At 56.2% G+C, this 15,346-nt stretch carries 14 protein-coding genes; 2 read left to right on the top strand and 12 right to left on the bottom strand.

The annotated features are described in order from the left end of the window. Positions 1 to 19: 19 nt before the first annotated feature. From purH to F6Y09_RS02630, 9 genes are all read right to left on the bottom strand, one after another. Entirely contained in the window at positions 20 to 1,600 is a 1,581-nt protein-coding gene (gene purH, locus F6Y09_RS02670) for a bifunctional phosphoribosylaminoimidazolecarboxamide formyltransferase/IMP cyclohydrolase (protein WP_152205363.1), read from the bottom strand. Between the two features lie 150 nt (positions 1,601 to 1,750). Then, entirely contained in the window at positions 1,751 to 2,038 is a 288-nt protein-coding gene (gene fis, locus F6Y09_RS02665; RefSeq protein ID WP_425481807.1) for a DNA-binding transcriptional regulator Fis, read from the bottom strand. A gap of 26 nt (positions 2,039 to 2,064) precedes the next feature. Further along, the gene (gene dusB, locus F6Y09_RS02660) at positions 2,065 to 3,063 is read right to left on the bottom strand and encodes a tRNA dihydrouridine synthase DusB (RefSeq protein ID WP_152205361.1); all 999 of its coding nucleotides are present in this window, start codon (positions 3,061 to 3,063) and stop codon (positions 2,065 to 2,067) included. A 179-nt stretch (positions 3,064 to 3,242) separates the two neighbouring features. Beyond that, positions 3,243 to 4,463 (bottom strand): DUF3426 domain-containing protein, encoded by a 1,221-nt coding sequence (locus F6Y09_RS02655; RefSeq protein WP_152205360.1) that lies wholly within the window; start codon positions 4,461 to 4,463, stop codon positions 3,243 to 3,245. Between the two features lie 66 nt (positions 4,464 to 4,529). Then, positions 4,530 to 5,426 (bottom strand): 50S ribosomal protein L11 methyltransferase, encoded by an 897-nt coding sequence (gene prmA, locus F6Y09_RS02650; protein ID WP_152205359.1) that lies wholly within the window; start codon positions 5,424 to 5,426, stop codon positions 4,530 to 4,532. After that, on the bottom strand, positions 5,395 to 6,774 hold the full coding sequence (gene accC / locus F6Y09_RS02645; protein ID WP_152205358.1) for an acetyl-CoA carboxylase biotin carboxylase subunit: 1,380 nt from the start codon (positions 6,772 to 6,774) through the stop codon (positions 5,395 to 5,397). Before accC ends, prmA begins: the two co-directional genes overlap by 32 nt. A 15-nt stretch (positions 6,775 to 6,789) precedes the next feature. Then, complete coding sequence (gene accB / locus F6Y09_RS02640) at positions 6,790 to 7,251, bottom strand: acetyl-CoA carboxylase biotin carboxyl carrier protein (RefSeq protein WP_152205357.1); 462 nt, start codon at positions 7,249 to 7,251, stop codon at positions 6,790 to 6,792. A 19-nt stretch (positions 7,252 to 7,270) separates the two neighbouring features. After that, entirely contained in the window at positions 7,271 to 7,711 is a 441-nt protein-coding gene (gene aroQ / locus F6Y09_RS02635; protein ID WP_152205356.1) for a type II 3-dehydroquinate dehydratase, read from the bottom strand. 219 nt (positions 7,712 to 7,930) lie between these two features. After that, a complete protein-coding gene (locus F6Y09_RS02630; protein ID WP_152205355.1) occupies positions 7,931 to 9,544 on the bottom strand; it encodes a diguanylate cyclase in 1,614 nt (537 codons plus the stop codon). Between the two features lie 371 nt (positions 9,545 to 9,915). Here F6Y09_RS02630 and F6Y09_RS02625 point away from each other — a divergent pair, with 371 nt between their 5' ends. Next, positions 9,916 to 10,962 (top strand): DUF2333 family protein, encoded by a 1,047-nt coding sequence (locus F6Y09_RS02625; RefSeq protein WP_152205354.1) that lies wholly within the window; start codon positions 9,916 to 9,918, stop codon positions 10,960 to 10,962. Between the two features lie 55 nt (positions 10,963 to 11,017). On the opposite strand, the gene ppa is transcribed toward F6Y09_RS02625, so the two are convergent. The 3 genes from ppa to rpiA form a co-directional block, all read right to left on the bottom strand. After that, positions 11,018 to 11,545, bottom strand: a complete 528-nt coding sequence (gene ppa, locus F6Y09_RS02620; RefSeq protein ID WP_152205353.1) for an inorganic diphosphatase — start codon at positions 11,543 to 11,545, stop codon at positions 11,018 to 11,020. 126 nt (positions 11,546 to 11,671) lie between these two features. Next, positions 11,672 to 12,811, bottom strand: coding sequence for an acyl-CoA dehydrogenase family protein (locus F6Y09_RS02615; RefSeq protein ID WP_152205352.1), 1,140 nt, complete (start codon positions 12,809 to 12,811; stop codon positions 11,672 to 11,674). A 134-nt stretch (positions 12,812 to 12,945) separates the two neighbouring features. Continuing rightward, a complete protein-coding gene (rpiA, locus tag F6Y09_RS02610) occupies positions 12,946 to 13,626 on the bottom strand; it encodes a ribose-5-phosphate isomerase RpiA (protein ID WP_152205351.1) in 681 nt (226 codons plus the stop codon). A 165-nt stretch (positions 13,627 to 13,791) separates the two neighbouring features. Between rpiA and ilvA the strand changes: the two genes are divergently transcribed. Next, positions 13,792 to 15,333, top strand: a complete 1,542-nt coding sequence (gene ilvA, locus F6Y09_RS02605) for a threonine ammonia-lyase, biosynthetic (protein WP_152205350.1) — start codon at positions 13,792 to 13,794, stop codon at positions 15,331 to 15,333. Positions 15,334 to 15,346: the final 13 nt, after the last annotated feature.

The following is a 15,346-nucleotide window of genomic DNA, read 5'->3' as shown; positions in this document are numbered from 1 at the left end:
TGCAGATTCCCTTGAGGTATTAGTGCCGGAAGTGGCGCATGCCTGTGAAGACCATCGCAATGCCGTGTTCGTTGGCCGCATCGATGACTTCCTGATCCCGCATTGAACCACCGGGCTGAATCACCGCTGTGATACCCGCTGCCGCGGCGGCGTCGATGCCGTCCCGGAACGGGAAGAAGGCATCGGAGGACATCACCGAGCCCTTGACCTCCAGACCTTCGTCGGCCGCCTTTATGCCAGCAATGCGGGCGCTGTATACGCGACTCATCTGGCCCGCGCCAATGCCAATGGTGCGGCCGGCACGGGCGTAAACAATGGCATTGGATTTGACGTATTTGGCCACTTCCCAGGCGAACAGAAGGTCGTTCAGCTCTGCCTCGGTAGGTTGCCGGTCAGTCACAACCTTGACGTCTTCCATGGCAACCATGCCGAGGTCTCTGTCCTGCACCAACAGGCCCCCGGTGACGCGTTTGTAATCCATCGATTGGGCACGCTCGCCACCAATTTCACCGCATACCAGCAGCCGGACGTTCTTTTTGGTCGAAATCAGTTCCGCCGCTTCCGGTGCAATGCTGGGGGCAATGATGACTTCAACAAACTGGCGCTCGATAATGGCTTTTGCAGTGTCTGCGTCCAGTTCCCGGTTGAAGGCGATGATGCCGCCAAATGCTGACGTGGGATCGGTGGCAAAGGCGAGGTCATAGGCCTGGCGGATGTCGCTGCCGATCGCCACACCACAAGGGTTAGCGTGTTTAACGATAACACAGGCCGGATCGGCGAACGGCTTGACGCACTCCAGTGCTGCGTCGGTATCGGCAACATTGTTGAAGGACAGCTCTTTGCCCTGAATCTGTTTGGCCGTAGCTACGCAGGCTTCCCGTGGTTCACTCTCGATGTAAAAAGCGGCCCGCTGATGCGGGTTTTCACCATAGCGCATGTCCTGCACCTTGATGAATTGGGTGTTGAAGGTGCGGGGGAAGTCGGGGTTGGCGTTGTCACCGGTGCGGCCACCCAGATAGTTGGCGATGGCGCCGTCGTACGCTGCGGTGTGCTCAAAGGCTTTAACGGCGAGGTCAAACCGGGTCCGATAGCTGAGCTGGCCGCCGTTATCAGAAAGCTCTCTGAAAATTCGGCTGTAGTGCGACGCATTCACCACAATGGCCACGTCGTTGTGGTTTTTTGCGGCGGCCCTGACCATGGTGGGCCCGCCAATATCGATATTTTCAATGGCGTTGGCGAGATCACAATCCGGGTCCGCCACGGCGGCCTGGAAAGGGTACAGATTGACGACCACCATATCGATGGGTGCGATGTCGTGTTGTGCCATGACAGCATCATCTACGCCACGTCGACCGAGAATGCCGCCATGGATCTTCGGATGCAGGGTTTTGACACGACCCTCCATCATTTCCGGAAAGCCTGTGTAGTCACTGACTTCGGTCACTGCAACCTGGTTTTCCTTGAGCAGGCGGAAAGTGCCGCCGGTAGAGAGCAGCTCAATGCCCAGGCCCGATAGCTGGCGTGCGAAGTCAACAATGCCGGTTTTATCAGAAACGCTGATTAATGCGCGACGGACGGGGGTATTAGCCTGATTTGCCATGAGTCACTTTTTCGCTGGGGAGTTTCTGGAAAAGTCACCGGAGCATGTGTGGCCGCGTCAGGGGGCTTGTTCAGAAAGTCCTTGGGTGATTAAGAATAAAGGCCTCGCAGATGGTATCCGGGAGGCCCTGTATAAGTCGGGTTGCCAGTATTATAGCAAACCGTATTGCTTGAGCTTCTTGCGCAGTGTCCCACGATTCAGGCCAAGCATGGTGGAGGCTTTGGTCTGGTTGTTGCGGGTGTACTTCATGACCTGCTCAAGCAGGGGCGCTTCCACTTCGGAGAGGACCAACTGGTAAACTTCAGTTACCGGTGCGCCGTCGAGCTGAGCGAAATAATTTTTCAGCGCCACTTCCACGCTATCCCGAAGGGTAACGGTCTTGCCGCTGCTGTTTACCGTCTGCAACTGATGTATATCATCATTCGCGGGTTGTGCCATCTTGTCATTTGCCAGTGTCTCAGCGGTCATGCTGCGAATACCTCTCCATTTCGTAAGCCTTCGAAATACCGTTGAATTTCGTCCTGTTGCTCCCGCGCGTGTTCTATATCGTTGAAGCGTCTGCTGAACTGTTTGCCTTCGTCGTGGGACTGGAGATACCAGCCCACGTGTTTTCTTGCGATTCGGACACCCATGCGTTCGCCGTAAAACTCATGCAGGGCAAGCAGGTGCTCTACCAATATCTGTTCCACTTCGTCCAGCGCCGGAGGTGTTAATATCTGGCCTGTTTTCAGAAAGTGCAGGATCTCTCTGAAAATCCAGGGACTGCCCTGGGCTGCCCGGCCGATCAGCAGACCGTCCGCTCCGGTATGGTTCAGCACCCGGGCGGCATCCTGAGGGGACGTGACATCGCCATTGGCAAAGACTGGAATACCTACCTGCGTCTTTACCTCGGCAATGGTGTCGTACTCAGCCTGGCCCCGATAGGCATCAGCCCGGGTGCGACCGTGAATCGCCAGAGCCTGTATACCGGCATCCTCAGCCATTCGGGCAATCAGCGGCGCATTGCGATGATTGCTGTCCCAGCCGGTCCGCATTTTCAGCGTAACCGGCACGTCGACCGCAGCCACCACGGCTATCAGGATCTCCCGCACCAGAGCTTCATCCTTCATCAGGGCCGAGCCCGCGGCCTTGTTGCAAACTTTCTTCGCCGGACAACCCATATTGATGTCGATAATCTGCGCACCGTGGGCGGCGTTAAAACGGGCGGCATTGGCCAGCATCTCGGGATCACCGCCGGCTATCTGCACCGAACGCGGTTCCGGCTCGCCCGTGTGGTCCAGGCGTAAACGGGACTTTCGGGTATGCCAGAGACTGCTGTCTGCGATCACCATTTCGGAGACCGCCAGGCCGGCGCCAAGACGCCGGCACAAGAGACGAAAAGGGCGATCTGTTACCCCTGCCATCGGAGCAACAATCAGCGGGTTTGGGAGCGTATAAGGCCCGATTATTGCCGTCGGTAGCATAGTTTCAAGTCTGTATTACTGGTGAATATTTAACCACCAGATCACAAGGGCTGACAATGATACCGCTGGGGCCTGAGGGATTAAAGAGGTATATCAGTGAAAAAGTTGATTATTTTTCGATCTTTTTGATTGACTTTTGCGCTGGCCGGCAACTTCATTACGGGCTGGTAAGTTATTACTCACTGCCCGTCAGGTCGAAATGAAATGTTGTAGTTCACTGCATCACGGCCCGGATCACGGATGGTGATAGCAATCCGCACAGGAGTGTTTGGTGGCATCGCCGATAATTCCCGGGCATCCCCTGCAAGGTATTCCTCCGGTGTAAACAGGCTTTGGGCTACCACGTCCCCATTGAGGTTCGAGAAAGTCAGGCCAATTGCAGGGAAGGGTTGCTCGAACTCCGCATCGTTCAGAATGACAGCGTCCACAATGAGTGAGTTGCGATCTTCCGGTGCAGTTCGAACGACCAGTTTTCGGCTCTGGATCCGGTCAACAGCAACCAGGGGTGTGAGCTCGCAACCGGCGAGTTCACAGCCTTTCTCGTAGAACGGCCGCAACTCCGGAATGCTGGACAGGCGGTCAAACTGGAAATAGACCACCTGGGATACCAGGGCGCCAATCAGGCCAACGATTACCAGAAACCAGACCGTCTTGCTTAGCCAGCCCCGGGAAGGCCGCTGTCGGACGGCGATGGGTTCATGACCCAGCTCGTAATAGGGGTTGCTGGTATAATCGGGATCGGCTTTCAGGTTTTCCGACAGTTCATCATCATTCAGTTCGGGCCAACCGGTATCCTGTTCTCCGGACGTACCGGTTACAGGCACATCAAGGGACGACTCAGTCTCTGGTCGTTCCGGTTCCGGCGTTTTGTGCCATTCGGGCTTGGGTGCTGATGGCCCGGGTGCTGAAGGAATATCTAGCGAAGGCGGTTCCTGTTCTTCGGGCGGGTGGCGTTTATCCACAGGTTTGCTGTCTGGCTTGTCGTCGTCGTTCAGCATCGCCTCAGCCCAGCTTTCGTCAACAGTCTGGGACTCGTTGTCTTCATCGTCAGTGTCAAAGCTGCCGGGGGCTTTCTCGTCAAAAGACCGGAAGCTGTCACTGAGCTCATCATCGGAAAACGTCAGGCGGGTGCCGGCATAGGCGCCCTCTGCAGCATCCTCGTTGGGATTGTCCTGAAAGACGAAGTCATCTTCCGAAGAAAGACCGCTTGAGGCGTTGGTGTCTGATTTCGTCCCGGCGACAGACTCCGAAACATCCTCATGACGGTTCTCAAGGGCATTGAACACTTCCATGCAGTTGCCGCACCGAACCTTGCCTGTGGCAATGGCCAACTGCTCATCGGTGACCCTGAAACGGGTGTCGCAATGAGGGCAGCGAGTCAGCAATATACCTTGAGTCATCCTTAAATCCTGTCACGAAGAGGAACAGCCATGAGTGAGGCAGTTTAGTCGCTCAAGCCCCGTTCGTCATCTGTCACGTCGGCGGCCTGTGAGGCGCACCCATTCCTGGCGTTCTTCCGGCTCGTCCATGATGAACCAGGGCTCATACGCCGCCATGACATCACGGGCCTGGTGAGAAAGTATCCCGGACAGTACGATATCGCCGCCAAAGCGGACCCGAGCGGCCAGGTGCGGAGCCAGGCCGATCAGCGGTTGAGCCAGAATATTGGCGAGTACCACATCGGCCACGGTGTCAGGTTCGTGCTCGGGGAGATAGAGGTCCAGCCGGTCTTCCGGCACTTCATTGCGACGGGCATTTTCCCGGCTGGCCTCCAGAGCCTGCGGGTCCGTGTCGACGCCAATCACATGATCTGCACCCAACAGCAGTGCTGCCAGGCCGAGAATACCGGAGCCGCAGCCGTAATCGATCACCTGTTTGCCTGCCACCGGATGACCGTCCAGCCATTCCAGGCACAGCGCTGTGGTCTGATGGGTCCCGGTACCAAATGCAAGACCGGGGTCCAGCAACAGATTGGCGGCGTCTGGATCGGGTGCTTCGTGCCAGCTCGGGACAATCCATAAGCGCTCGCCAAACCTCAGGGGTTTGAAGTCCTCCATCCAGGCCCGCGCCCAGTCCTTGTCTTCCACCAGCGTGACACCGATGTCGGGTAGGGACTGTTGGGTTTGTTGGTGCCAGCGGTCGGTGATTTCCGCACACAGCTCTTCTATGTTGCGCTCGGAATCGAACAGGCCGGTTACCCGGGTTTCAAACCAGAGTGGCGTGGTGCCGCGGTCTGGCTCATACAAAGGCTGATCTGCGGCGTCTTCCATGGAGACGGCTTCCGCGCCGACCTCCATGAGCAAATCCTCAAGCTGATCGGCGTTATCCGGATCAGCCGGGATCTGGAGTTGAATCCAGGGCATGAGTTTTCCGTATCAGGTGTTCGAGGTAGTGAATGGTGAAGTCTACCTGTTTAAAGCCGCCGTCGCGCAATACTTTGCGATGCAGTGGCTGATTGGTCTTGATGCCCTCGACAACGAGTTCGTCCAATGCGTTTTTCATGCGCTTGCGGGCGATCTCGCGATCATCCCCCCAGGTGATGAGCTTGGCAATCAGGGAGTCGTAGTAGGGTGGTACCGTGTAGCCACTGTACAGGTGGGAGTCTACCCGAACGCCATTGCCGCCGGGGGCGTGAAAGTGCTTGACCTTGCCGGGGCTGGGCACGAACGTTTCGGGGTCTTCCGCATTGATGCGGCACTCGATGGCGTGACCGGTGATCTTGATGTCGTTCTGGGTGTATTCCAGTGGCAGGCCGCTGGCAATGCGCAGTTGCTCACGAACAATGTCCACTCCCGTCACCATTTCCGAAACCGGATGTTCAACCTGAACACGGGTGTTCATTTCAATAAAATAGAATTCCCCGTCCTGATACAGGAATTCGAAGGTGCCAGCGCCGACGTAGCCGATGGTTTTACAGGCGTCAACACAGGCTTTCAGGGTTTTCTTGCGGGCTTTCGGGTCGATGTTCGGAGCCGGGGCCTCTTCCAGCACCTTCTGGTGCCGGCGCTGCATCGAGCAGTCACGGTCGCCAAGGTGAATGACGTTGCCGTGCATATCGGCCAGCACCTGAACTTCCACGTGTCGGGGGCGCTCGAGGTATTTTTCGAGGTAGACGGTCTCGTCACCGAAGGAATTGCGAGCTTCGGTCTGGGTAATCTGGATCGACTTCAGCAGCGCAGCTTCCGAGTGCACAACCTGCATGCCTCTGCCGCCACCACCGGATGCCGCCTTGATGATGACCGGGTAGCCGATGCGACGGGCAATGGTCAGCGTGCGCTCGTCATCGCCATCGATGGGGCCGTCGGAACCGGGCACCGTGGGCACGCCCGCCTTGATCATGGAATTGATGGCCGACACCTTGTTACCCATCAGACGGATAACATCTGCCGGCGGTCCGATAAAGCGGAAGCCGCTCTTCTCGACCTGCTCGGCGAAATCGGCGTTTTCCGCAAGAAAGCCGTAGCCCGGGTGAATGCCCACCGAGTCGGTGACCTCAGCCGCACTGATCAGTGCCGGTACATTGAGGTAACTCTCGGTAGCGCTGTTTGGCCCGATGCAGACGGTCTCGTCCGCCAGACGAACGTGCATGAGCTCACGGTCAACCTGGGAGTGAACGGCGACAGTGCGAATGCCGAGTTCCTTGCAGGCGCGTAGTATCCGGAGCGCGATCTCACCCCGGTTTGCGATTAGTACTTTCTCGATCATGGCCATAGGTCAGCTACACTTTCAGGTGATGATGAACAGGGGCTGATCGAATTCGACCGGCTGGCCGTTTTCCACCAGAATTTCAGAGACTGTGCCGCTCTTGTCGGTCTCGATCTGGTTCATCATTTTCATTGCCTCGATAATGCAGACAACATCACCAGCTTCGACAGTCTGACCTACGGTAACGAAGGCTTTTGACGATGGAGAGGCGGCTTCATAGAAAGTACCGACCATGGGCGACTTGATCAGATGCCCCCGGTCAGCCGGTTCAGCCGTCGGGACGGGCTCGGGTGTTTCCGGTGCGGGCGACGACGTAGCCTGTTGTTGGGGGTGCGGTGCGTAGTGGCTCATCATGGGAGCACTGGCGAGCTGTTCGCGGCGTCGGGAAATCTTTACCGAATCGTCGCCTTCTTTAATCTCCAGCTCCTCGACGTCGGATTCCTCGAGCAGCTCAATCAGCTTCTTGATCTTGCGAATGTCCATAAGCGGTCCCGTTAATATCTTATCGGTGAATGCGTTTAAGCGCTGCCTGGAGCGCCAAGTCATACCCGATACTGCCAAGGCCACAAATGACGCCATCGGCAATATCGGAAAAATAGGAGTGGTGTCGGAACGTTTCACGGGCATGCACGTTGGAAAGATGCACTTCGATAAAGGCAATGTCGGATGCGAGCAGCGCATCCCGCAGTGCAACACTGGTGTGGGTGAATGCCGCCGGGTTAATCAGGATGTAATCAACACCTTCGGCCCGCGCCTCATGAATGCGTTCAATCAGTTCATATTCGGCATTGGACTGCAGGTGCATGAGATGATGGCCCTGATCAGCTGCTTGCCGGTGCAGCCGCTCATTGATGTCTGACAGGGTTTCATGACCGTAGACCTCGGGTTCGCGAACGCCGAGCATATTCAAATTAGGGCCATGCAAGACCAGAATCGTGGCCATCGTTCATCCATGCCTATCTGTTGTTTTTAACAGGATCGCCGAAAATAGCGACATTTTCCAGCCTTCGTGCGAGCTAAATGAAATCTGATCAACAAATTTTGACAATTGTTCGGTAACGCAGAGCCATTGTCAGGAAGGAGCGGCGCCGAGTCCATAAGACGTTGGTTTCATAATGTGTCCCATGACCCCGGTGCTTCAGGCAGCTAAAGTGCAGTCATTTCAGTCGTCTGAGGAGAGCACGCAATTGCGGCCCCGTTCCTTGGCCCGGTACAGGGCGCGGTCGGCCCGCTCGCAAAGGGCTTGCGAGCTGTCGCCGTTCCAGCTTGCAATGCCACAACTGAAGGTGACATTGAATTCACGTTCGCCCGCGGGCTGCACAAGTTCGGAAAAGCGCTCGCGGATTTCGTTGAGCACACTGCGGGCGTCGCTTTCACGGGTATCTGGCAAAATGATCGCGAACTCCTCGCCACCGTAGCGACCGATATGGTCGGTTTTGCGCAGGCGTTGCTTGAGAAACATGGAGAGGCTGCGTAATACCCGGTCACCAATCGGGTGGCCAAAGGTATCGTTAACCTTTTTGAAGTAGTCAATATCCATCATGGCGAAGCAGAGCCCGTGGCCCTTCTGTTTGGCTTTCGCAATCTCCTGGTCCAGCAAATACAGTGTATGGGTGTGGTTGTAGAGCCCGGTCAGACTGTCACGAATCATCAGTGCCAGCAGTGATCGTGCCCGGCGCCCCCGGTTGTGGATGGTTGCAATCAGGTGCTTGGGATCAATCGGTTTGGTGAGAAAGTCATCACCGCCCAGACTCATGGCGTGAAGCTGTTTGCTGACATCGTCCTCGGCGGACAGGTAGATGATGGGCACGCTGTGGAGTCGGTCCTGTTGCCGGATCACCCGGGCGATTTCCATACCGGTGCAGCCAGGCATGTACATATCCAGGATGATGATCTCAGGCGTAAAGGACTCCAGTGCGTGGATGATCTGCATGGTGTCGGTGATGATGTGGGCCGTCATACCCGCTTTCTTGAGTACCGTCTCCATAAACTTGGCTTGGGCCCGGGAATCGTCCAGCACCAGCACACGGTAAGGCTCAACGGTGTTGCCGTGGGTGTAGGTTTCGATTTTCTCGATCAGCTGGCCGGGGTCTACAGCGGGATAGAAGAACTCCTCGCCGCCGCAACGGGAGGCCCGCAAGCGGGTTTCAATGGTACCGTCTTCATCACTCATGAAGACGATCGGGATAGGAGTGTCGTGACGCGCCTGCAGCCGCTCGACGGTTGCAATGCCCTGGTTGGGCTGGCCACCGAAACCGACATCCATCAGGATGGATTCGGGTTTGTGCAGCGCACAGGCGTCCATCAGCGCTTCCGGGTTGGGAAAGGCGGAGGCCCGGAAGCCGAAGAATTCGAGTTGCTTGATCAGCCTTCCGGCCATTTCCATGTTATCCAATGCCACATAGACCGGTGTTCTGCGGAAGGTACGGGGCGCTTCGTCAATATACTGGTCGGTTCGGCGCAGGGTGCTCCGGCTGAGTTCGTCAATGGCCTGTTGCAGTACCGCCATCGACTCTGAATCCAGAGGGCTGCCTGTCGGCCACTGTGCCAGCATCGACGAGAGCTTCTGACCGGCGTTGGCGTGCTTGTCCAGGCCAAAGCGCTGGGCGAAGCGAACGAGTTTGTCTGCGGCCGAAATGAGATCGGCGTGAAAAGCAGCTGCCTTGTCGGGTGTTTCGCGAAGTTTCTGCCAGGTATCCAGTACAACTCTCGCCTGTGTAGTCACGCGGCGGGCAAAATGCTGCCTGAGTTTATCCTTCTGGGTATCGTCGTTCATCGGGCTCCGGCCTGCTTTCTTTTTAATTATCAACACTAGTCGTTTTACAGAGTCTATAGTGTTTAATGTTGTCCGCGTAGGTGACGCTGTGTAAATGTTTGTCAATTCGGACCGTCTTGCATTGCGGTCGGGTTTTTAGCCAGTCTCTTAACCAAAGCGAGGCACGGCACGGATGCAACTCAGTGGACGTTGCAGCTACCTTGGCAGACCGCGCCAGCGGTTGTCTGGAGGGACGGCAGCGGCCTGGGTTCGTTGCAGATTGTGGTGCATTGCGTCATGGTAAGGCAGCTTATCGGGCTTTGCGCCAGGAATGAATGACCGGCGCCGGTTTCAAGGGCCTTCACAACACAGGACTACAGGGTAAAGATATTATGCTGAGCCGAATAAAAGGTTACTTTCGTGCACGCAAAGAAGATGTGGGAGATCGTACCGGAGGCTCCCTGGGCAAAATCATTATCGTGCTACTTGTCGTTTACCTGCTGGTCACTATTGTACTCGGGATTATCTGGAGTGATGAGCCGGACACCTTTTCCGTCAGGGAGAACACCCGGACGCTGGCAAATGATATGCAGCGGGAGCCCGTAGTCGGGTTTGCGACCGTAAGCACCATGATACGTATCAGTGAAACCCTGCTGGACAAGCCCGGCGGTTACATTTCCAACGACCTTTTTCCTCCGGGCATCTGGATGGATAACATGCCGTCCTGGGAATACGGCGTGCTGGTGCAAATACGGGATCTGTCCCGCGCCATGCGCCAGGACATCAGCCGCTCCCAGAGCCAGTCTTCCGAAGATCGCGACCTTGTAATAGTCGAGCCGCAGTTCAATTTCGATAGTGGTAGCTGGGCGCTGCCTTCCACCGAGGGCGAGTACCGCCGTGGTATCTCCGCGCTGAAAAGTTACCTTGACCGATTGTCCCGCGCCAATCAGCCGGATGCTCAGTTCTTCGCCCGTGCTGATAACCTGGATAGCTGGCTGGCCGACTTGCAGACCCGCCTGGGTAGTCTGTCCCGTACGTTGGGCGAGAGTGTGGGCAAACCCTCGGTTCAGGATGCCATGACCCAGACGGACAATACTGATCCGCTGGCAGAGGAGATCGAAGGGGAGGAAGTCAAGACACCCTGGACCAAACGCGACGACGTGTTCTACGAGGCCCGGGGAGCTTCATGGGCTTTGCTGCATATTTTCAAAGCCATTGAAGTGGATTTCCGGAGTGTTCTGAATGACAAGAATGCGCTTACCAGCGTGCGTCAGATTATCATCGAGTTGCAAGGAACCCAGGGCAGCATGTGGAGCCCGGTTATCCTCAATGGCAGCGGTTTCGGGGTATTGGCCAACCACTCTCTGACCATGGCGGCTTATCTCTCCCGCGCCAACGCGGCGATTATTGATTTGCGAGAGCTGTTGTCCCGGGGCTGATTCCAGGCATAAAAAAACCGGGCGATGAAGCCCGGTTTTTTTATGGTCGTGCGGTTCAGCCCTGGTAGTTGGCGACCGCCTCTTCGATGGCCTTGCGAGCCGCCGCTGCATTGTCCCAACCCTGAACCTTGACCCACTTGCCGGATTCGAGAGTTTTGTAGTTCTCGAAAAAGTGCTTGATCTGGTCCCGCAGCAATTGCGGCAGATCTTCAATGTCTTTGACGTCAGTGTAGGCTTTGGTCAGCTTGTCATGGGGAACGGCAACCAGCTTGGCATCGCCGCCAGCTTCATCTTCCATGTTCAGTACCCCAACCGGGCGGCAGCGAATCACAGAGCCCGCCTGAACCGGATAAGGGGTTACCACCAGGACGTCGAGTGCATCGCCATCGTCCGCCAGCGTATGGGGGATGAAACCATAGTTGGCGGGGTAGAACATCGGAGTCGCCATAAACCGGTCAACCAGCAAAGCGCCCATGTCCTTGTCAATTTCGTATTTTACCGGCGAGCTGTTGGCCGGAATTTCGATGGCAACATAGATGTCTTCCGGTGGGTTTTTGCCAGCGGGGATATGGTCAAAGTTCATGTGCAATCCTCTGTCATCGGTCCGTTTAAACTGCGTTTAAAAAGTGGTCGCAATTATACGGGTATCTGATCGCAATCGAAACTAGACCATTGGTAGACTACCTGCCAAACCCCTTTGTCGGGCCGGTTACAGCCTCATCTGTTTACCGATAAGCTCTTTCATGATCTCGGTGGTACCGCCGCCTATCGAGAGAATCTTGGCGTCCCGGTACAGGCGCTCGACCACCGACTCCCGCATGTAGCCCATACCTCCGTGAATCTGGATTGCCTCCCGGGTGACCTTTTCGCACACGTCAGTAGCAAAATTCTTGGCCATCGCCACCTGTTTGATGGGGTTTTTGCCAGCCTGCATCAGAGCGGCGCACCGGTAAGTGTATTCGCGGGCCACATCGACCTGGGTGGCCATGTCCACCAGTTTGTGCCGGGTGACCTGAAAACCGGTTATGGGACGGCCAAAGGCTTCGCGGCTATGGCCATATTCAAGAGCTGCTTCCAGCGCAATTTCCGCTGTCATGTACGCCATGATGGCCAGCATCAGGCGCTCTTGCAGAAAGTTGCTCATGATGGCGATAAAACCCGCATTCTCAGGGCCGATCAGGCGGTCTGCCGGTACCCGACACTGATCGAAAAATAACTCGGCGGTATCACTCGCCCACCAACCCATTTTCCGCAGTTTGTTGCCCGTGGTGAAGCCCGGCATGCCTCGATCAATCAGCAGCAAACTGATGCCGCCATGTCCGGGGCCGCCAGTGCGCACTGCTACGGTATAGTGATCCGCGCGCAGCCCGCTGGTGATAAAGGTTTTACTGCCATTGACGAGGTAATGATCGCCGTCACGTACCGCTCGGGTTTTCAGATTGGCGACATCGGAGCCACCTCCGGGTTCGGTGATGGCAAGCGCGGCGATCTTTTCGCCGCGCAGAACCGGCGGCACGATACGTTCGCGAATCTCGGGCCTGGCCCACTTCACAACCGGGGGTAAGCCGATATCGAGGGATCCCAGGCTGGCCACCAGACCACCGGAAGTCGAGCGCATCAACTCTTCGGAGACCGCGACCTTGAGGAATACGTCATTCTCACCAACACCGCCCAGTGCTTCCGGAAAGCCTATGGCCAGGAGGCCGTCGTCGCCCGCCTGGCGGTAGAGCGAGCGCGGGAACTCTCCGGCCTCTTCCCAGTCGTTAATGTAAGGAAGCACATGGGTGGCGACGAATTTACGCGCGCTCATGCGTACTTGCTGGTGAGTTTCGCTGAAGTAATCAGACACTTTGGAATCCCTTTTGGTCGAGCATTGGGAAAGTGTCGCTGAATTCTCGAAACCAAGCAAGCGCTTGGTTCCTGTCTGGCCTTCCCGGTGAGGCGCCCCGATCCAGGGACACTGTCAGAACGGGAGGCCAGCCGTTAAATGCCTTTGCGGTGGATGGTATCAACGCCTTTAGCGGATCCCAGCATCAGCACGTCTGCGGGCCGGCGAGCAAACAGGCCGTTGGTGACTATGCCGACGATCTGGTTGAGCTTTTCTTCCATCACGATGGGCCGGCTCAGATCCATGTTATGGATATCGATAATGATATTGCCGTTGTCGGTCTTGACCCCGTCTCGGTAAACCGGGTCGCCCCCAAGCTTGACGATTTCCCGTCCGACATGGCTGCGGGCCATGGGGATCACTTCAACGGGTAACGGAAAGGCTCCCAGAATATCGACGCGCTTGGACTCGTCGGCAATGCAGATAAACGTTTTGGCGACCGCCGCGACTATTTTTTCGCGGGTCAGTGCGGCACCTCCCCCCTTGATCAGCTCAAGACGTTCATTAGTCTCATCTGCACCATCAATATAGAACTCGAGGTCTGCCACGCTGTTGAGATCATAGACCGGAATGCCATGGGCTTTCAGCCGGTCTGCGGTCGCGTCGGAACTGGCGACGGCACCCTCAAAATCCATTTTGTGGCTTGCCAGCAAATCGATGAAGAAGTTGGCGGTGCTTCCGGTGCCGACACCGATGATGCTGTTGCTGGTGAGCTTGGGCACGATGTAGTCCAGCGCCGCCTTTGCAACTGACTGTTTGAGTTCGTCCTGATTCATGGTCCGCTCCGGTGGGAAAACAAAATGATTTGGCAATTATAGCCTTCAAGCGTTGCCGGTTATAGACGAGCCCTCTGCAAACTTTCTACACTGTGCGACTGTTTTCGCGGGAGTCACGCCCGATTTCTGTTTTATTTGTATTGCCGACCACTGGATTACAGCACTATGCCGCAACGCTATATCAAGAAAATCCTCGATGCCCGTGTCTATGACGTGGCCATCGAGACACCGCTGACGGAAGCCAAGAGCCTCTCCAAGCGTTTCGGGAATAATATTTTCCTCAAGCGTGAAGACCTTCAGCCGGTGTTTTCTTTCAAGATTCGTGGCGCATACAACCGAATTGTCCAATTGTCCGAGGAACAGAAATCCAAGGGCGTCATCTGCGCCTCGGCAGGCAACCATGCCCAGGGTGTGGCGTTGGCATCAAAAGAGCTGGGTATCAAGGCAGTGATCGTGATGCCCCAGACCACACCGGAAATCAAAGTCCGCTCGGTGAAAAGCTACGGGGCAAAAGTCGTGCTGAAGGGCGATGCCTTTGACGAAGCGGCAGCGCACGCTCAGGAGCTGATCAAAAAGCACGGCTATACCTACATCCCGCCCTACGATGATCCGGATGTGATAGCGGGGCAGGGAACCATTGCCATGGAGTTGATGTGGCAGTTCACCAGGCCAATTCATGCGGTCTTTATCTGCGTGGGTGGTGGTGGGCTGATTGCCGGTATGGCCGCCTACATCAAGTATCTCCGGCCGGAAACCAGGGTTATCGGTGTGGAGCCGGACGACTCCAATTGCCTGCAGGCGGCACTGGCTGCTGGCGAGCGGGTGATTCTGGACGAAGTGGGGATTTTTGCAGACGGGGTGGCGGTAAAACAGATTGGGGAATACCCCTGGGAGATCTGTAAGGATCTGGTGGACGAGGTGATTACCGTTTCGACCGATGAAATCTGCGCTGCGATCAAGGATATTTTCGAAGACACCCGTTCCATTGCTGAGCCGGCCGGGGCGTTGGCGGTTGCCGGCATCAAGAAGTATATCGAGCGGGAGCAAATCGAAGGCGAGAACCTGATTGGAACCCTCAGCGGCGCCAACATGAACTTCGACCGGTTGCGTTACATTTCTGAGCGTACGGAAATCGGCGAGAAGCGTGAGGCTATTCTGGCGGTGACCATTCCGGAGCGCCCGGGCGCTTTCAAGTCGTTCATCAATGCGTTGCACAAGCGCAGTATCACCGAGTTCAATTATCGTTATTCCGATAACGAGGAAGCGCGGATTTTTGTCGGCATCCAGATCCAGCACGGTGGCCTCGGTCGTGAAGAGTTGGTGCAGGATCTGCGGGAAAATGGCTATGGCGTGGTGGATCTGACCGACAGTGATATGGCGAAGCAGCATATCCGCCATATGGTCGGTGGCCACGCCCCCCATATTGGCAACGAAAAGGTCTATCAGTTCCAGTTCCCTGAGCGGCCGGGAGCCTTGCTCAAGTTCCTGATGTCACTGGGCACCCGTTGGAATATCTCGATGTTTCATTATCGCAACCACGGCGCTGCCTATAGCCGGGTACTGATGGGTGCCCAGGTTGAAGAAAACGAGATGGGTGAGTTCGAAGCCATGCTGAATAAAGTGGGCTTTCGTTACGAGAATATGACCGATAATGAAGCTTACCGCCTGTTTCTCGGGGCGGGCAACGGCGGCAAATCAAAAGATTAACGCATGTTAACCT

The sequence above is a fragment of the Marinobacter changyiensis genome (genome assembly GCF_009193265.1).
Classification (GTDB): Bacteria; Pseudomonadota; Gammaproteobacteria; order Pseudomonadales; family Oleiphilaceae; genus Marinobacter; species Marinobacter changyiensis.
The sequence above is the reverse complement of the archived record's forward strand: the minus strand, read 5'-3'. Positions and strand labels throughout refer to the sequence as shown.